Origin of the sequence: Anaeromyxobacter terrae (assembly GCF_022690685.1) — a bacterium.
GTDB classification, from domain to species: Bacteria; Myxococcota; Myxococcia; order Myxococcales; family Anaeromyxobacteraceae; genus Anaeromyxobacter; species Anaeromyxobacter terrae.
The window spans coordinates 1-18,052 of the sequence record NZ_JALCYY010000019.1; the positions used below are offsets into that span (position 1 = coordinate 1).

An 18,052-nucleotide genomic window follows, 5' to 3' on the forward strand; every position below is an offset into this window, starting at 1 on the left:
GGCGATCGAGAGCTACATCGCCATCACGAACGACCAGCCCAAGCCCTTCGTATGGACCAAGTCCGCCGACGAGATCCTCGCCAGCGTTGCGCGTTTCTGCCGGCGGACTTCTGACTCAGGACACTAGGCTAGAACGAACAGCGGGAGAGGATGGACCGATTCATCCAGTTCCTCGAGAGCGAGGGCTACTACAACGTCTTCTTCCCGTCCCTGGCTACGAAGGCCCAACCGCTCGGCCTCGAGTACCGGCTCGAGCCTGTCCGTCACAAAGGGAAGCCCTGAAGCGGGTGACTGAGATCGAGACGTCGTACGTGGTGAAGGTGACCGCGCCCGCCTACGAGGATGTCCTCGAGCCCGAGCAGCTCGCCGAGTACACCGTTCAGCCATCCGGTTCGGCCGCAACTACTTCTGCCGCTTCTACAACGGTGAGTGGCACATGGGGCCAAGCAGCTTCGGCCGAGAAAGGCGCGAGTTTCACCTCGGTGGGAAGCGTGGCGAGATGGAACTCAGCGCGTCGGCCGACGAGTTTGTTGCCGAGTCGATGCGAGCCCAGGAATGTGCCTAGGGAGCCTCGTTGTACGGCGCCGTCCGTCCTGGGGGGCCACGTGGTTCGTGCGCGATTCGGCCTGAGCGGTCCTGCTCACCCCTCCGTGCGACTCTGAACGAGCGCGGCCTCGGCTTTGTTTGCCGAGGCCGCGTCGAACCGTCAACCCGTGTGAATGGCTGGGTGCTACTCCGAGATGTCGAACTCCGCGAGAAGGCGCCGCAGGCATCCCACGAGCTCTTCGCGCGTCGCGGAGTCGAGCGCACCATTGCGCGCCTGTGCGAGATCGATCACGAAGGTCTGGTCCGACAGCTCGAAGACTGGAGCCACGGCGCCAGCGGCTCCCTCCGCTCCGCCTTTCGCGCCATCGCTCCCTCGGGCCAGCTCGGGAGACGCTGCCGCTTCACCTTCGGGCCGCGCGAGAGCACTAACGTACGCTTGGAGCTTCTTCGCTGACCAGTCGTCTGCGAGGACGCGCGAGATGAGCTTCTCGAGCTTGACGAGCGCCTTCTCCTTCCCCTCCGTGTCGTCGCCTCGCACGTAGTGGCGGTACGCGCGGATGATGTCGAGCGCGTGTCGACTCGAGAGAATCCGCCGCTCACCATCCACGACGACTCCCTTGATCATCGCCGTCTTCACCACGGCCGGCGCTTCGTGAATCTCGACGAGGCGCTGGACCTTCCGGAGCGGCCAGTGAAGCTGCTCGGCCATTCCCTTGCTGTCGCGCCCGTCCTCCTCCATCGTCTGCGCGACGATTCGCGCGAGCTCGACGGTGTTGAGGTCCGCCCGCATCACGTTCTCGTAGAGCTGCCGGCGCCGAACGTGCTTGGGCTCGCGGTTGATGAGCGCGGGAACGGTGGCGAGCCCCGCGAGCTGTGCCGCCCGCCAGCGCCGCTCGCCCCAGATGATGACGAAGTGCCCGTCCTGGCTCGCGTCCGGCCGCAGCTCGAGCGGCTCGATGATCCCCTCCTGCCGGATGCTGGCCGCGAGCTCCTCGAGACGTCCCTTGTCGAACTCTTCGCGCGCCTGAGACTCGTCGCGGCGAACAAGCTCGATGGGGACCTCGAATATCTCCTTCCCCGTTCCGCCGAAGATCTGATTCAGCGACAGCCGCGGTTTGGGCGTCGCTGTCCCGGCGTCGGCCTGCGTTCCGCGATCCGTGAGCTGCGCCGCGGACACTCGAGCGACCTCAGACATGGATCGCCTCCGTCCGAGCAAGGAACTCGTGCACGAAGACCCGATACGCCTCGGGTCCCTTCGAGTCTTTGAATCGCGCATCGAACAGAGATGCGGCCTCGGCCATCGAGCGCGCGATCGCGACGGCGCGCGGGATGCGCGTCTCGTACAGGGCGCCGCGGCACTTGTCCTCCACGAAGGCAAGCGCTTCCTCCGACTCCTTGTCGCTGGTCCAGAACGTTGGCAGGTACCGGATGAGCGGTCGCGCCTGCCCGTCGAACACCTCCTCCAGGATCGTGCTGAGCTCCACGATGCAGCTCGCCGCGAATCGCGTGAGTTGGACGGGCGCGATGATGTGCTCGCACGCGACCAGCGTGTTAGCCATCACCGCCCCGCCACCCGGTCGGCAGTCGCAGAGGATGAACTCGTAGCGGTCCTCCACCTTGTCGAGGGCGCGCCGCAGCTTCACGGGGCCGCTCACCATCGTCTCTTTCCCAAGCCGCATCTCCGTGAGCACCGGGTCTGGGTCGGCCGGCACGAGGTCGAGGTACTCGTCGATTTTCACCGGCGCGAACTCGCGCTCCGGGTGCAGCATCAACTCTCGCGACGTGTAGCTAACGCGCAGCTTGTCGACCCCGAGCACCAGGCTCAGGTCGGCCATCTGCGGATCCAGGTCGACTACCAACGTGCGCTTCTTGTGCTCGCGAAGACCCCACGCGAGCGCCGCTGCCGTCGCTGTCTTACCGACGCCGCCCTTCGGCATCACGACCGCTGCCCTCACTGCCCTTCGCTGCTCAGCCATCCCCGCACCTCCATGTAGGCTATGCACCTACATGTCAGCGTATAGGACGCTACATGGATGTCAACACGCATCTACGTGGTTCTCGGGCAGCCGCTGCTGAGCGCTGCTCGTCGACGTCACCGGTGACGTCGCGCTCGTTGCCACGGTGTCCCGCCGACTGGCTTGGCATCCTAACTGGCCACGGCTGTGAGAGCGGGGGGCTCAGCCCTGGTCAGAGCCGACGACGAGCAGCGCCACCCCCTCCGCCCGCAGTAGGCTACGCTTGCTGCTCGCGCCACGGCAGGGAGCCGCCAGCACGGCGCAGTGGTACGCGGCGCCGGTCCGTCACTCAAACCACCGCGAAAAGAGAATGGCTACACGTCCTCAGCAGCCCAAGGATCCGCTTCTCGCAAACGCGATCGAGGCCATCGAGAACGGGATCGAAGATTTCACAGAAGGTCGACCACAGCGCGTGTCTTCGGCGCTTCGGAACCTCTGTGCCGGCGTGCTGCTTCTGCTGAAGGAGAATCTCCGCCAACTCTCGCCGCCCGGAACCGATGGTGCGCTGATCTTCAAGAAGTTAGTTCCGAAGCCCTTGGGCGGAGCGGTTGTGTTCGTCGGGAAGGGCAAGTCGACCGTCGACCTGGAAGATATCAGGGAGCGGCTCGAGCCCCTGGGATTCAACGTCGAATGGCAACGAATCTTCCGGTTGCGAGACCTGCGGAACGATGTGGAGCACCATCGATCCGTGCATCCCCACACAACGATGCAGGAGGCGATCGCGAACACGTTCGTGGTTGTTGTGAGGATTCTGGAGCAGCTTGGGCTTGAGCCAGCCCACGAGCTCTCTGAGAAAACATGGGCGGAGATGCTGGCCCAAGCCGAGACCTTCAAGGCACTGGAAGACGAGTGTCGAAAGTCCATCGACCGCGTGATCGGTGTACCTGACGAGGCACAGGAAACGCTCAGGGTCTGGCGATGCTGTCCGGAATGCAGTTCGGAGTTGATACAGGCGATCGGAACCGAGTACGCCGACCTAGCCTTTGTCTGCCGAGCCTGCGGCGCTCGGTCGGAGCTCCCAGGCGTCTTGGAGAAGGCCCTTGAGGGCGAGTATGCGGGCGACGCGTACGAGGCGGCCAAGGATGGCGACGAGCCGCCGCTGGCAGTGTGCCCCAACTGCTGCTCCGAGACCTTTGTGGTCGCCTCGGACGTCTGCCTGGTGTGCGGCGAGGGACGCAGCTACGAGAACTGCAACTTGTGCGGGAATTCGTTGTCCGTCGAGGAGCAAGACTTCGATGGACTGTGTTCCTACTGCCACCATCGGATGACGAAGGACGACTGATGTGCGCGAGGCCCCTGCGACGATTCAGTCGAGGAGTACGCCGCCCATGACTTTCGAGGCTTCGCTCGCTCTCCTGAGGGAACGCGCCCCTTCCACCGCTCTCAATGGCTGGCGACTCCTTCGCGTAATCAACCGACCGTTCGGTCATCCGGGCGAGTTCGTACCCAGTCGCGATCCGCGCCAGCTCACGGCGCTCATATACATCCGGACAGGCCGGAGTCCTCGAGACACGCTGTTCACTCTATGTCACGAGCTGGGTCACTTCTGGTCGCATTCAACCGGGCGACGTGACGCCACGTATATGCGAGCAGTAGTCGAGTTCACGAAGTGGCAGAGTTCGCTCGCGTCAGATATCCGGAACTCGCCGGAGGTCCTGGCAACTTCACGTGAGTCGGCCACCTACGCACCGGCGTACGACAACGCGCTCAAGAGTGCGTTGTCGCGGCGGCCGAACCCCCTCTCCGAAGCGGAGAGACACGCGATCGTTTCTGAGGAACTTCGCGCGTGGTGCTTCGGCTATCAAATTGTGGAAGCGCTGAAGGTGCCCACAGGAGAGGCGTTTGAAGCCGAGGTGAACTCCTCTGTGGCGAATTACTGCGAACGCGCACAAGTCGCGGCCATCGTGTGGGAAGCGAAGGGATGCGCCGAGGACCTGACGGTCGCCGACAGGGACTTCATCGCCAGCCTGACGAGGCCGGCCAGTTGACGGGAGCTTCCATGCGAGTCCAGGGCTGGCCAAGGAGCCTGGATCTGGCGCCGAGGACGCCGACGCGGCGGGCACGGGCAGATCCAGCTGAAGAGCACGGTCGCCGGTGGTGCCGCTCGCGGCCAGAAGATCCACATCGATCTCGCGCGGCGGACGATGCCCTGACACTCCGCGACGAACACGAAGTCGATGAACCCAAGGCAGCACGGTTCATGATTCCTTGGGTCGAGCTGGAGGCAGAGGCGGTCCTTGTCGACCCGCTCGTATGGCGCCCACGGCAGGAAGGCGGGCTTCGCAGCCTGAACTGCGACCACCTCCGCGCGTAGGGTTCGAGCACCGCTGGCGCTGGTGCGTTGCTGTTCCTTCACCATCAGCTCGAAAGCGTAAACAAGCCCGAAGCCCTGCTCCGCGATGGATCAGCGGGCCGTTAACGACGCTCGCTCGCGGGGCTTGCGCGCGATGACGAGCTTGAGCGGACGAACCCACTTCCCGTTCTTCCAGACACCGCGGTCCGTCCGGCTGTGTCGTCTGGTATTAGTCGAAGAGCTCCCGGCCACCGAGTCGGCATGAGCTTCCTAGTCCTGGGCGGCCCGCCCGGTGGGCCGATGCCGCCGCTCGACGGCTACCGAATGGCCCGGCACGTGAAGGCCAACGCGCAAGGAGTGAAGACCCTTCGTAGAGCGACTCGACAGATTCCCCGCTCTGCTTTTGCACCCGTTCCGGACATCGCCAGCCTCTCGGACTGGCTCTTCGGGCCGCCCCAAGGGACGACGCGATGACCGCACCGACCGCCACTTCGCGCACATCGATATTCTGGTGTCCGCTCCTCGAGTAACGTGCTCGCATGGGCACGTTCCGCCGCTCCAGGCTCGCGCCTGGGATCTACGACGAGGTCATTACCGGTGCAGTCGAGGCGCAGCTGCAGCAGCTGGACGGTTCCACCTTCGCGATCGAGCGTAAGCATATCGAGAAGTCCGCGGACGTGGCGCCGCCCCTTGCGGCGCTCCTCCGCGACGCGCTCGACCTCACACTGGACGAGCTCGGTGGTGAATCCGCGAAAGCGCTCAAGCTGGCCGAGGACGTCCTCGGGACCCTGGCCCGGCATGCGCCCCGCGTCTTCAAGCACGGCGAAGTTCAGCTTCGGCCGGAGCGGCTCCTTGGGATCGTTCCGAAGCCGGCCGCCCTGCCCTCCTTCCCGCGCGGGTCCCTGCACACTTCGAACCTCATCGTCAACGCCGAGGGCGAGTCGCTGCTGGACCACCTCCGAAGCGAGTTCGAGAGCGCTGACCGCATCGACCTACTGTGCGCATTTGTGAAGCTGAGCGGGTTCGAGAAGCTCCGCTCGGCTATCGAGCGCCACTGCATCTCCCGTGGGCGGCCACTTCGCGTTCTCACGACGACGTATATGGGCGCGTCGGATGCTCGGGCCATCGAGCGGTTCGCTGCGCTACCGAACTCGGCGATCCGGGTCTCCTACGACGACCAAACCACGCGCCTCCATGCGAAGGCCTGGGTGTTCCACCGGGAGAGCGGCGTCTCGACCGCGTACGTCGGCAGCTCGAACCTCTCCCACGCCGCGCAGACCGACGGCCTCGAGTGGAACGTCCGCGTCACCGAAGGCGACCAGCCGGTGCTGCTGGCTCAAATGGCGGAGACCTTCGAGCAGTACTGGGCTGACCAGGCGCTGTTCGAGCCCTTCGAAGCCGGGAAGGAGGCGCACCGGAAACGGCTCGCGCGAAGCCTCGCCGCCGCCGACCGAGATCCCGGACTCGACGCGCTGATCGAGCTCGAGGCCAAGCCGTTCCAGAAGCCCGTCCTCGAGGAGCTCGCCGCCGCGCGCGCCCTCGGACGTCGCCGTAACCTCCTGGTGGCCGCCACCGGTACGGGCAAGACCGTGATGGCCGCCCTCGACTACGTGGCGCTGCGCCAAGCGGGCACGGTCGACACGCTCCTGTTCGTCGCGCACCGCCGCGAGATCCTAGAGCAGGCCCGAGCGCTGTATCGCGCCGCTCTTCAGTCCTCGGAGTTCGGTGAGCTCCTGTACCAGGGGCAGGAGCCCACCATCGGCCATCACGTCTTCGCGTCCATCGACTCCCTCCGTGACGACCGGCTCGATCCGAAGCGGTTCGACATGATCGTCATCGACGAGGCGCACCACTCGCCGGCGTTTAAGTGGGAGTCGTTCCTGGCGAAGGTAGGCGACCGCGCCGAGGTCCTCGGCCTCACCGGGACTCCCGAGCGCGCCGACGGCCTCGACTACGACCATCTCTTCCCGCGGCCCTGGATCGGCAATCTCCGGATCTGGAACGCCATCCCGCAGGCTCTCGTGCCGTTCCGCTACTACATGCTCGAAGTTGAGGGCGTGGACCTCCGGGACGTGGGCTGGGCCGCTGGACGGTACGCATCCGACGAGCTCGCCGGAAAGCTCATCGGGGCCGCCGAGCTGTTCGTGCACCGCGCCGTAAAGGCGGTCGCCGAGTACGTCGCTCGCCCGGAGCAGCTTCGGGCGATCGCCTTCTGCGCCAGCATCCGGCACGCCGAGATCGTCGCGGAACAGTTCGCAAGACGAGGCTTCCGCGCACAGGTGCTCACAGGCGAGACACCGGCGTTGGAACGGCGCCAGGCCAGGAGCGACCTCAACCTCGGCAAGATCCAGGTCCTCTGCGTCGTCGACATCTACAACGAGGGGGTCGACGTCCCGAACGTCAACACGCTCTTCTTCTTCCGTCCGACGGAGAGCTCGACGGTGTTCCTGCAACAGCTCGGCCGCGGGCTCCGCCTCGCGCGCAACAAGGCCGAGCTCGTCGTCTTCGATCTGACCGGTCGCCAGCATGACGGATTCCGCTTCGATCAGCGCTTCCGCCGCATGCTCGGGAAGACACCGCGGGAACTTCGCGAGGGTCTTGAGCGCGGGTTTGCAAAGCTCCCGGCGGGCTGTCACCTCCACCTCGACGAGATCGCGCGCACGTACGTCCTTGAGCAGCTCGAGCGATCCATTCCGGACACCATCGATGAGCTCCGGGCGCTCCTTCGCGAGCCGGCGCACTCGGGGCTTTCCCTCGACGATTTCGTTCTCGAGACCGAGGTCGGCCTGGACGTCATATACAGGCAGAAGCGCTCCTGGACCGAGCTGCGCCGTAGCGTCGGGCTGGAGGACCGCCCGCTCGCGGCAGGTGAAGGTGAGGCGCTCGAGAACATCTGCAAGCTGACCCACGTCGGCGACGGGCTCCGGCTGGAGACGTGGAAGAAGATCCTCCGCCTCGAGCGACCGCAGGTTGCGCTCGAGGAGCGCGCGCAGGATATGCTGTTCGCGGTCCTATACGGGCGGGAGCTAGCCGCAAACAGGAACGACGCCTGGAACGCGTGGACCCGTCACGAACTCCTCCGCGAAGAAGTCGCGGCGCTAATCCCGGTCCTCGCCCGCGAGAACGCGGTGCTCGCGCCTGATCTCCGCCTCGAGCCGGCGAACCCGCTCGTCCTGCACGCCCGCTACCTCGGCGTCGAGCTCAGCGCCGCGTTCGAGCGTCGCACCGAGGCCGGCACGTTTCGGGACTTCTACACCGGCGTCGAGCCGGTGGCGGACGGCCGTTTCGACATGCTCCTAGTCACTCTCGAGAAGAGCGCCGCGCAGAAGGAGCACCTCCGCTACCGGGATTTCCCGCTCTCCGACCGGCGTTTCCACTGGCAATCGAAGGCGGGTACGACCCAGGCGTCGAAACAGGGACGCCGCCACCTGAGTCCGCAGAGCGAGGGATGCACGCCCTTGCTGTTCGTCCGCGAGCGTGCAGACGCCCGACCCGGCGTGACGATGGCCTTCCGTTATCTCGGCCCGGTCCAGCCGGTACGTGTAGAGGGTGAGAGGCCGATCACCATCGAGTGGGACCTGGCGAATCCCATGCCGCCGGAGCTCGTCCGGGTGGGACGCATTGCGTCTTGAGCCGGAAACTGTGGACCGTCACACCGATCGCCCGGCTCCACAGACCCCTATTCTACTGGCAGTAGACCATCTTTCCGCCAATAAGCACGATCCGATGATTACCGGCCTCATACGTCTCATCACCAGTCTGCCGCACCGGCCCGTGTCTCCGTAGTCTCCGAAGCCGCTCGTCAGTTGTGATTCCGACAGCGAAGGGATCGGCCCCGTGATCGAGGTATTCCTGTAGTTGGGGCGGCCGGGTACACCCAGCGCAGCGTCAGTCCCCTACTGTATCCTTGCGGCACTGGGGAGGGTGCTCGCCGTGTCCCATGAAGCGACCGACGCCGGAACTCCCAGCCGCCCGGAACATCTCGTCCTCTGGGCGATGAGTAGCCCCTCGCGCTCCCTTGGCATTCGGTAACATTCGACTTGCGGAGGCCAGATTTGCTCAGCGTTCCATGGGCGCTCGACGCGAACGGGCAGCTTGTTACCCCTGACGACGTTTCGTCAAGCGAGGGCATTCGGTGCCCGAATTCAGCCTGTGGCAGTCGCCTGATTCTTCGCGCCGGGGAGAAGCGGGTTCGCCACTTCGCTCATATCGATGAGGGTCGGTGTTCTCAGGAGAGCATTGAGCATGCGGCCGCGAAGTACCTCCTGGTGAAGCTCGTTCTGGCATCCCTGTCAGAGCCGGGGAAGCGACCGGTCATCCATCGTCGCTGTCCCGAATGCGGCAAGGTAGTTCCTCAGCCATTGCCCGATAAAGTCAAGGACGCTCGAGTAGAGGGAACGGTGGATGGCTTTCGCGCGGACGTTCTACTCTTGGACGACGCCCAGCGACCTCTCTGCGCTCTTGAGGTGCTCCATACGCACGCGGTGACCAAGGAGAAGGCGGAGGGTCTTTCGATTCCTTGGATCGAACTCGCGGCAGCCCAGGTTCTCGCTTCGCCGCTGCGGTGGGTCCCGCACAGAGATGGCCTTCGACCTCTGCGATGTGACCACGCAGGAACCGACTACCTTCTCAGGAAGGAAGAGGAGGCAAGGCGCAAGAAGAGGGCTGGGGAAGACGAAGAAAGGCGCAAGCGAGAGGCTGCTGAAGAAGGAGCAAGGCGCAAACGGGAGGCTGCAGAGGAGGAAGCAAGGCGGGTCGAGACGATCCGTATTCGCGCCGGATGGTGTCCGTTTCCTCTGGCTCCTGGCGAGTATCTCGCGGAAATCACGGGCCCCGCATACCGCTGGTGGCCGATTTACGCGTGGCGGTCCGAATCGATGCAGCAGGCAATCACGGTGGTGGAGGCGCGCCTCCGGGACAGCCGCGAGTTCTGCCGCTACTTCCAACCACGGAGCACCGTCTCGGTATCGATACGAGATTGGAACGGAACCTTAGTAGGGGGGGAATGGCGAGATGGAAAGTGGGTCAAACGCCCCGCGGACGGGGGCGTTGTGGACCGGGATCTCCGTGCCGTACGGACCGTACGAGTGCGGCTAGTGATGCCGCCCATAGGTCGCAGGCCGAGGATGTAGTGTGATGGGCTTGATCCGGTCTTGCAGACGACGAACGGGGGGCGAGTACGGTGTCCCGAACAAGCTGCACCGATGTCCAACTTTGCAGGTACGCTTGATCTGTGAGGCCCATGCCCAGTCCTCGTTTGGCGAAGCCTACGGGCGTGCGCCCTCTCGAGGGCGTGTGCTTGACCGACGCCTGGAGTCGCCGACCACGGCTACTTCACCATCCGAGGATTTTGACGGAATCTTGCCGTGAACCGTGTCGATTTCGTGCGAGTCCGGTTGCCTTCTGTGGTCGACATTGCCGCCGTAACTATTGTGAATCCTTCGCATCCGTAGTCTTCGCGCACGCCTGCACGCGTGGTCAATGAGGACTACGAATCCGAAGGCCAGGCGGCCATAGGCTTCCTTTTCGCCAAGGACGACATCGCTACATCCTGCGCCACCCGTCGTGGGCTGCGTTTGATTTGCTGTGCGTAGCAGGAACCGGCGCTTGACCCGTCATCTCGGTCCTAAACCACGACTGCTGAAGTGCTCTTGGCGAATGTAACCCGGCGCGCCCGGTCCGGACCGGCAGCTCGAGTAGCCGGTCGCGCTCGCCGCAGACGGCAAGCTGGTGCAGGGGTATCTGGACCTCCTCGGGCGCGACGGACGGCTCGTGGTGGTTGACTCTAAGGCAGACGCACCACCGGCGGACACGCGCATGCGACGCATGCGACGGACGGTGCGGGGTTCCGCCACAGCGAACTCCTCGAGCATCCGCCCGTAGCTCCCCACCTGCCCGCACATTCCCGATCGGCCTCGGACGCCGATGGGACTCACGGCAGTATCATCACGCAATGGAGGTCACCGCGTGCTCAAAGACGCTTCGAACCAGATACGCACCGGCCCGTGGCTCGACCGCCTCTTTCCGATTCACCTCCCCAGCGGACGTATGCTGTCCGTGACGCAGTTCTCGGCGCTGCCGTCGACTTTCGGGATCCTGGGAGACGGGCTCTTCCCTGAGGCGAACGCGATGCAGCGCGACAAGGTCGTCGCGCTCGCACCGCGACGGTACGGCGAGCCAGTCGTTGTGTCTGAGCCCGGCATCGTGCCGCTCTCGGAAGGCTCGCGCCCGGGTCTTCGGCGGGAGCGCCTACCGTGGATGGCCTGCGTCGCGCGGCTCACATCGGCCCCCTCTGGACGAAGATGTGGTCGCGTCGGAGCTCACGCCGGTGTGTTGGCAAGACGCGTTCACTGAACCGCTACCGAGCGAGATCCAGCGCGTCGCCGCGTCATTGGACTGGGACGCGCTCGCGCGTGACGTGGATCTCCCGTAACGACCATCAACACTGGCGCCCGACGCGCAGCCCCCCGCGACGCGCCGGGCTGCCAGTCCCCCCACCCCGGCCCCGCCGCAACCTCACCAGCGCTTCGACCGCCTCCGCGCGAGCCCACGGCCCACGCTCGCGGTACGCTTCGGCGACTCGCGCCTGGCGCCGAACGAATCTGCCATCCGGTCCTGCGCCGCGGTCGTCTTCCCCTCTGCCCCATGGAGCGCAGGTCTCCGAGCGCCTCGTCCTGGTAGAGCGTCGTCGCGTTCCGCGAGCCGCCCTTCCGGATGCTAGCTGTTCCAGGAGGCGATGGCCGCGCGTGGCCACGACGGGTCGCGAGCGCGGCGCGGAAGATGGCCGACCGGGTCGGGAACGCCGACGCGTTCCACGGGAGCCGCGCCTACCCGGGCAAGTGCGGTCGCGGCGTCTACGCCAACTGGGACCGGAGCCTCGCGAAGGACCTCGCGCGCCTGCGCGACCGGACGGAGGTTCTCGTGACGCTCATCGAGGCGTTCGAGATGAAGAGCGCGAGCATCCCGACCCTCCGGCAGTCGGCGCGACGCACCGGGATGAAGTCGCTCTGGTTCCCCATCGCCGACGTCTCGACGCCGCGCTCTCCCGAGGACCCGATCCCGCTCGTGGGCGAGGTCCTCGAGCACATTGCGGCAGGCGATACCGTGGTCGTCCACTGCATGGGCGGTCTCGGGCGTGCCGGCACGATCGCCGCCTGCGTCCTCACGGCGCGCGACATCGAGCCGGACAGGGCGATCGAGCTCGTCCGGGCCGCCCGCCCGGATGCGCTCGAGACGCCTGCGCAGGTCGCGTTCGTGGGCCGCTTCCGCGATGCGTGGCTGTCGAGGTGACCCTCGCTCCGCGCCCGTGGAGATGTCCGTCGCTCGAGGATGATTTCCTGGTCTCGAGCCCGGGGGAAACCATGGCCAAAAGAGCGACGACGACGCCGGTTGCGAAGCGCCACTTCGACCTGCTCGCGGAGGAGGGCTACCGCCCGAAGACGACCCGCAGCGAGAACAGCCATTCGATCGTCCGGTTCAAGTCCGAGGGGACCGTATTCCTCCTCTTCGTGGATGAGGACGACGAATCGTTCTTCCACCTCGCGCTCGCCTACGAGCTCGGGGACGGCGTCGCCGACATGGCAGGGGCGGTGAGCCGCGCGAACGACCTCAACGCGGACTACAAGGCCGTGAAGGTCACGGTCCACCCCGCCGAGCGCAGCGTGCGCTTCCACGTGGAGGCGTTCCTCGACGACCTCGCCACCCTGCCCGTCATCCAGCGCTCCATCGGCGCGCTCCGAGACGCAGCGCGCGCGTTCTTCGAGCCGGCACGCCCCGCGGACCGGCTGGACGCCTGACCCGTGGCGCGCCTCGATCCGGGCGCGGCGCGATCGCTCCGCTCGCTCGCTCGCGCGGCGGTGGGCTCGCGGGCTGTGCGCGTCCGCTTCGTGGACACCGAGCGATCGGTGACCGAGCGGACGCTGGACGTCGTCGCCTTCGCGTTCGAGCCGCCGAGGTGGATCGTGGCGACCTGGTCTCGGGACCGGCAATCGCTGCGCCTGCTCGATCTCGCGCGCATAAGGCGCGTAAAGCCGACGCCTCGACGCGCGGGCGCCCCGCCCGCCGGCTTCGACGCGCTCGACTTCTCTACGCGACACCTGCTCGACCCGGACCTCGGCCCGCCGCGAGAGCTCGTGCTCCGCATCGACGGACGCCTCGCCGGGATCGCGCCGGCGCTGTTGCCGACTGCCCGGGTCGAGCGCGACTCGCTCGGCGGCTGGCGGTGCCGTGTGCGGACCTCGCGCCCGGCCGTCGTGGCCGCGATCGCCGACTCGCTCCATACGGGCAGTGCGATACACTCGGCGTCGCCCATGCCGACCTCCCGCCCCAAAGCGAAGTCGAGCACCGAGGCGCGCCTCCTCGGCCTCGCCTCCTGGATCCTGTCGCAGTCCGAGCCCGTCAGCCGCGCGCAGATCTGCGCGGAATTTCCGGCCGACTACGGTGACCCCAAGTCGGCCAGCGCCGAGAAGAAGCTGTCGCGCGACAAGGACGCGCTGCGCGAGCTCGGGTTCAACCTCGAGACGGAGGAGCTGAGCGTGAAGGAGGGCCAGGTGGGCTACTCCATCGACGCGCACGCCTCACTGCTGCCGCCCATCGAGCTCACGCAGGAGGAGGCAGCGGCGGTCTGGACGGCGGCAGTCGGCGCGCTCCGCTTCTCGGACCATCCCCTCCGCGACGAGCTGGAGAGCGCGGTTCGCAAGCTCGTGGTGGGCGCTCGCGGCCTGCCGCCGCGCGCGTCCGCGGCCCAGGACCTCGTCGTCCAGGGCGAGCCGGTGAAGCAGCAGACCCTCGACAGGCTCGTGGACGCCTGGGAGCGGCGGAAGCGGATCGCCATCTCTTACTGGCGACCGTCCACGGGCGAGGTGGTCGAGCGCGAGGTGGACGTTTACGGCTGGGCGCGCCGCCGCGGCGAGTGGATCTTCGTCGGCTGGTGCCACCTGCGGAAGAGCGTCCGGATCTTCTACCTCTCGCGCGTGCGCGCCCTGAAGCTGAACGTCCGCGACGGCAAGAAGGGCGACTACCAGATCCCGCGCGACTTCGACATTCACCGTTGGTCGCGGCAGGAGATCTGGGATTACGACGTGCACCCGCCCGTCGAGGCGACGGTCCGCTTCCGCGGCTCGCTGGCGCGCATCGCGCGGCAGCTGTTGCCGTCGGCGAAGCTCTCCACCGCCGACGACGGCGCGCGCCTCGCCCGGCTCGAGGTGCGGAACCTCCGCGGCCTTGTCCGGCAGGCCCTGGCGTGGGGACCCGAGGCCGAGCTCGTCGCGCCGGAGGAGGGGCGGATCATGGCCCGGGAGATCCTCTCCGCAGTGCACGCGAGCGTCACGCGGAGGGCGCCGTGACCCGTCCCTACGATCTGCGCCGCCTCCGGCGGCTCCTCCTCCTGCTCCCCGCGGCAGCGAAGGCTGCGCGGAGCGGCAAGGGGCTGCCGCTCTCGCGGGCGGTGGAGCTCACCGGCGCGCGGAGCGAGAAGGAGGTCATCGCCGATGTCGAGGCCCTCTCGGACCTATGGGTCGCTCCCGAGGAGGCCGAGGACGTCATCGCCGTCGACATCGAGGACGGCGAGGTCCACGTCACCTACGCGAGCGGCTTCGGCAGGCCACCGGCCTTCTCGCTCGCCGAGGGCGCGGTCCTGCTCGCGGCGCTGGCGCCGTTCGAGGAGGACGGCGGGCGGCCCGTGAAGGAGGCCGCGCGCAAGCTCCGCAAGGCGATCCCCGACGTCCTCCGCGCCGAGGCGGACCGGCTCGTCGCCGGCCTCGACCTGCAGCTCGACACGCCCGGCCCCTGGGCCGGCGCGCTGCGAGAGGCGATCGACAAGCGCGTCGAGACGACGATCGAATACCGCTCCGTCGGAGACGGCGTGGCGGCGAAGCGCGTCGTGGAGCCGCGGCTCGTCTTCCACCGCGAGGGCCACTGGTACCTCGCCGCCTGGCACGTCGCGAAGGGCGGAGAGCACCTCTTCCGCCTCGACCGGATCGTCTCGGTCGAGCTCGGCACGCGCGTCTTCGGCGAGCACCAGGGTCCGCCGCTGGCGCGGTACGGGAAGAGCCTCTACTTCCAGTCGGGCGCCGAGCGCGAGGTCACCGTCCGGTATCGGGACACCGCCGCGCGGCTCGCCAGCGAACGGTATGGGGCGCGCGCGAAGGCGAACGACGACGGCAGCGTCAGCGTGACGACGAAGGTGACGCCCGGGAACTTCCTGCTCGGCGTGGTGCTCGGGTACGGCGGCGAGGCGACGGTAGAGGCGCCCGAGGACGTCGTCGCGCAGATGCGGGAGCGCGTGGACGCGCTGCAGCGGCTGTACGCCTGACGTTCCGGCGCGGTCGAGCTCGAGCGGCTAATTCGAGAACGCCGCGCGCGAAGCCCACGATAACGGCCGCCGTGCCGCCGCGCCGCGATGCCGCGGCGCTCGCCCCCTCGGGCCTAGCCCGACCAGGCTGGCCCCGAGCCGCGGCCCTCGAATTCGAGTCACCGCATCGAGCTTCAGCGAAGCTCGATCACAGCGGCCGCTCCAGGATCGCGCCGCCGTTGCCGACGACCCACATCGCGCCCGTCGGCATTCCCCACAGGGCGTTGAGCCAGTAGGACGACGGGTTCGGGCTCGACGTGTAGCGGGCGCCGTCCCAGTGGAGCACCGCGCCGGTGCCGACCACCCACACATCGTCGGGGCCGCGTCCCCAGACGGCGCGCGGGCCGCGGTCTCCTGGGTACGCGTCCGGGTCGATCACGCCGAGGTCCGCGAGGAGGGACGCGTCGACGGCAGACCACGCCTGCCCGTCCCACCGGAGCACCTCGTCGCCGGCGATCCAGACGTCGTTCGGTCCGCTTCCCCAGACGGCGAGGAGATCTCCGGCGCCGGTCGTCGGCACCGTCACCTCGGACCAGCTCGCGCCGTCGTAGTGCAGCACCTTGCCCGCCTCGCCGACCGCCCACACGTCGTCCGCGCCGGAGCCCCAGATCGCGTGCAGCGAGACGGGCGCCGGGATGGGCACGGTCGACCAGGACGTGCCGTTCCAGTGGACGACGAACGGCGCCGCGGGGCCGCCGCGATAGCTCGCGTCCGCGACCGCCCAGACGTCGTCCGGAGCGCTACCCCACAGCGCACCGAGGAACGCGTCCATCGTGCGGACCTCCTCCGGCACCGGGGTCGGCGACCAGGACGATCCGTTCCAGTGGAGCACCACGTTCTCCGCGAAGCTGTACTGGCTCCCGACGGCCCAGACGTCCTGCGCGCCGGTCCCCCACACGGCGCGGAGGCCGGCGTTGTAGACCGGCAGCCCGGCGAACACCTCCGACCAGACGCCGCCGTCCCAGTGCAGGAGCTTGTGCGAGGAGCCCACGGCCCAGAGGTCGTTCGCGCTGCTCCCCCACACGGAGTGCAGATCCGTGAGCGGCCCCGTCGACGCGTTCGTCCACTGCTGCCCGTCCCAGCGGAGCATCGCCCCGCCGTCTCCGACCGCCCACGCGTCCTGCGGCGACGCCACCCAGACGCCGAAGAGCGTCTTGATGGTCGGGTCTTCGAAGCTCGACCACTCAGCGCCACCCCAGTGCTCCATGTCGGGGCCGCCGATCATCCAAACGTCGGTCGGCCCGCTGCCGAAGACGCCCTGCGCGGGCGGGCACCATTCGGGCGCGGAGAGCGCGGTGCCGTCCCAGTGCAGGCGCACGTAGTTGCCGACGAACCAGACGTCGTCCGGGCCGCTCCCCCACACCGCGCGGAGCTCGCTCGTCGTGCCGCTCGCGACGCTCGACCAGGCGTTGCCGTCGAAACGGATGATCGTGCCTTCCACGCCGACCGCCCAGACGTCGTCGGCGCTGCGGCCCCAGACGCCGAGAAGATCGGCGGCGACTGGACCCGCGACCTTCGCGACCGTGGCGCCGTTCCAGTGCAGCAGCGTGCCGCCGAGGCCCACCGTCCATACGTCGTCCGGGCTGCTCCCGAAGACGGCCGTGAGGGGCGGCGTCTCTCCCGACGCGTTCGCCCAGACCGCCGTCCACGCGTGCCCGTTCCAGCGGAGCAGCTGACCGCCGCGCGTGGACGCCCACGCGTCGTTCCGGCCGCTCGCCCAGACACCGGTCAGCTCTTCCCCGGCGGACGGGCCCGGGATCAGCGACCAGGCCGCGCCGTCCCAGTGCAGCGTCGTCGCGCGGGCTCCCACCACCCAGACGTCGTCGGCGGCCGTGCCGAAGACGGCCGTGAGATCGCTCCCCGCCGGCAATGGGTTCCGCCAGCACCAGCCGTCGTTGCAGGTCCGGCTGATGGTGAAGTCGACTCCGCCGACGTCGGCGGTGCTCAGCGTGATCGAGCGGCTGGTCGGGCTGAACGTCGCGCCGGGGCTCATCGGCGTCACCGTGTACGTGCCGGGCTGCAGCCCGCCGAACGCGAACCGCCCCGTCGCGTCCGTGGTCGCGGCCCGCACGGCCGCGCCCGCCAGCGTCACGGCGACGTCCGGCGCGCCGGAGATCGTGCCGGAGATGGTGAACGTCCCCGGGCCACCCCCGCCGCTGCTGCCGCCGCCGGAGCAGCCGGCGACGGCGAGCGCGGTCGCGAGCGCGGCGACCCACCGCTTCGACCGAGGCATCATGGTGTTCTCCCGGGCAGGGTCGCTCGCCGCGACCGTTCGGTGCGAGCATGCTTCACGGCGCCGCCGCGCGCGGCCGGCGCATCATTCCACGAACTTTCCGTCAACGTACACGATCCGTGCCGCCACTGCGCTTACCTGGCGGCGACGGCCGACCGGCGCCGACAAGCGGCCCTAACCCGAGCGAAGCGCCGATGTGGGTCCCGCGGCGTCGGCGGCGCAGGCCGCTGCGCGCACGTTCCGGACAGGCACCCCCTGATGCTAGGCGGCACGCTGGCGCCCGCCGGCGAGCGCGCCGACCCCTCCGCGCGTCACCGCTTCCGCGTCACGGCGACCGGCGGTCAAGAGGCTCAGCGAGATGCCGCTCCAGCTCGTCCTCCTCCGCCGCGTTTCCCGCCTCGCGATGAGCGCGCGCGAGGAGCTGCAGGATCGCGCGATCCTCGGGGCGCAGCGCGGCGGCGCGCTCGAGCTTGGGGACGGCCCGCGCGGCATCGACGGCTTGTACTCGTCGCCCCAGACATGGGTCGCACGTACAGTGTAGCTCGATCGCGTCCATGGCGGTGCGGTGCTCACCATGAGACGCTGCGGGCGGCGACGTACAGGCGCGCCGTGGG

Annotated in this window: 13 protein-coding genes and 3 pseudogenes; 13 read left to right on the forward strand and 3 right to left on the reverse strand. The window is 67.9% G+C overall.

What is annotated here, in order from left to right; genetic code table 11:
• Both MNY62_RS10480 and MNY62_RS25560 read left to right on the forward strand, forming a co-directional pair.
• A pseudogene (locus MNY62_RS10480) lies at nucleotides 1–127 on the forward strand (IS630 family transposase); the annotation flags it as partial.
• A gap of 23 nt (nucleotides 128–150) precedes the next feature.
• Nucleotides 151–282 (forward strand): hypothetical protein, encoded by a 132-nt coding sequence (locus MNY62_RS25560; RefSeq protein ID WP_279426413.1) that lies wholly within the window; start codon nucleotides 151–153, stop codon nucleotides 280–282.
• Between the two features lie 448 nt (nucleotides 283–730).
• Here the strand turns inward: MNY62_RS25560 and MNY62_RS10485 are convergent, their stop codons facing one another.
• Nucleotides 731–1,741, reverse strand: coding sequence for a ParB/RepB/Spo0J family partition protein (locus tag MNY62_RS10485; RefSeq protein WP_242344104.1), 1,011 nt, complete (start codon nucleotides 1,739–1,741; stop codon nucleotides 731–733).
• A complete protein-coding gene (locus tag MNY62_RS10490; protein WP_242344179.1) occupies nucleotides 1,734–2,483 on the reverse strand; it encodes a ParA family protein in 750 nt (249 codons plus the stop codon). The genes MNY62_RS10485 and MNY62_RS10490 overlap by 8 nt, the downstream gene beginning before the upstream one ends.
• 301 nt (nucleotides 2,484–2,784) lie before the next feature.
• On the opposite strand from MNY62_RS10490, the gene MNY62_RS10495 reads away from it, so the two are divergent.
• From MNY62_RS10495 to MNY62_RS10530, 10 genes and pseudogenes are all read left to right on the forward strand, one after another.
• Nucleotides 2,785–3,843: a hypothetical protein gene (locus MNY62_RS10495; protein WP_242344105.1), complete on the forward strand. Its 1,059-nt coding sequence runs from the start codon at nucleotides 2,785–2,787 to the stop codon at nucleotides 3,841–3,843.
• Between the two features lie 46 nt (nucleotides 3,844–3,889).
• Nucleotides 3,890–4,132, forward strand: a pseudogene (locus MNY62_RS25730) (ImmA/IrrE family metallo-endopeptidase); the annotation flags it as partial.
• A 12-nt stretch (nucleotides 4,133–4,144) separates the two neighbouring features.
• Nucleotides 4,145–4,549 carry a hypothetical protein gene (locus MNY62_RS10500; protein ID WP_242344106.1) on the forward strand — a complete coding sequence of 135 codons (405 nt, stop codon included), beginning with the start codon at nucleotides 4,145–4,147 and terminating at the stop codon, nucleotides 4,547–4,549.
• 844 nt (nucleotides 4,550–5,393) lie between these two features.
• Nucleotides 5,394–8,486: a DUF3427 domain-containing protein gene (locus tag MNY62_RS10505; RefSeq protein WP_242344107.1), complete on the forward strand. Its 3,093-nt coding sequence runs from the start codon at nucleotides 5,394–5,396 to the stop codon at nucleotides 8,484–8,486.
• Nucleotides 8,487–8,909: 423 nt separating this feature from the next.
• A pseudogene (locus MNY62_RS25735) lies at nucleotides 8,910–9,071 on the forward strand (competence protein CoiA family protein); the annotation flags it as partial.
• Nucleotides 9,072–9,122: 51 nt separating this feature from the next.
• A complete protein-coding gene (locus MNY62_RS10510; protein WP_242344108.1) occupies nucleotides 9,123–9,986 on the forward strand; it encodes a hypothetical protein in 864 nt (287 codons plus the stop codon).
• Between the two features lie 1,648 nt (nucleotides 9,987–11,634).
• On the forward strand, nucleotides 11,635–12,144 hold the full coding sequence (locus MNY62_RS10515; protein WP_242344109.1) for a phosphatase domain-containing protein: 510 nt from the start codon (nucleotides 11,635–11,637) through the stop codon (nucleotides 12,142–12,144).
• A 71-nt stretch (nucleotides 12,145–12,215) separates the two neighbouring features.
• On the forward strand, nucleotides 12,216–12,650 hold the full coding sequence (locus tag MNY62_RS10520; protein WP_242344110.1) for a YbjN domain-containing protein: 435 nt from the start codon (nucleotides 12,216–12,218) through the stop codon (nucleotides 12,648–12,650).
• Between the two features lie 3 nt (nucleotides 12,651–12,653).
• Nucleotides 12,654–14,198, forward strand: a complete 1,545-nt coding sequence (locus tag MNY62_RS10525; RefSeq protein ID WP_242344111.1) for a helix-turn-helix transcriptional regulator — start codon at nucleotides 12,654–12,656, stop codon at nucleotides 14,196–14,198.
• Nucleotides 14,195–15,166 carry a WYL domain-containing protein gene (locus MNY62_RS10530; RefSeq protein ID WP_242344112.1) on the forward strand — a complete coding sequence of 324 codons (972 nt, stop codon included), beginning with the start codon at nucleotides 14,195–14,197 and terminating at the stop codon, nucleotides 15,164–15,166. The genes MNY62_RS10525 and MNY62_RS10530 overlap by 4 nt, the downstream gene beginning before the upstream one ends.
• Before the next feature lie 187 nt (nucleotides 15,167–15,353).
• On the opposite strand, the gene MNY62_RS10535 is transcribed toward MNY62_RS10530, so the two are convergent.
• The gene (locus tag MNY62_RS10535; RefSeq protein WP_242344113.1) at nucleotides 15,354–17,441 is read right to left on the reverse strand and encodes a carboxypeptidase-like regulatory domain-containing protein; all 2,088 of its coding nucleotides are present in this window, start codon (nucleotides 17,439–17,441) and stop codon (nucleotides 15,354–15,356) included.
• A gap of 355 nt (nucleotides 17,442–17,796) precedes the next feature.
• Between MNY62_RS10535 and MNY62_RS10540 the strand changes: the two genes are divergently transcribed.
• Nucleotides 17,797–17,979, forward strand: coding sequence for a hypothetical protein (locus tag MNY62_RS10540; RefSeq protein ID WP_242344114.1), 183 nt, complete (start codon nucleotides 17,797–17,799; stop codon nucleotides 17,977–17,979).
• Nucleotides 17,980–18,052 lie beyond the last annotated feature (73 nt).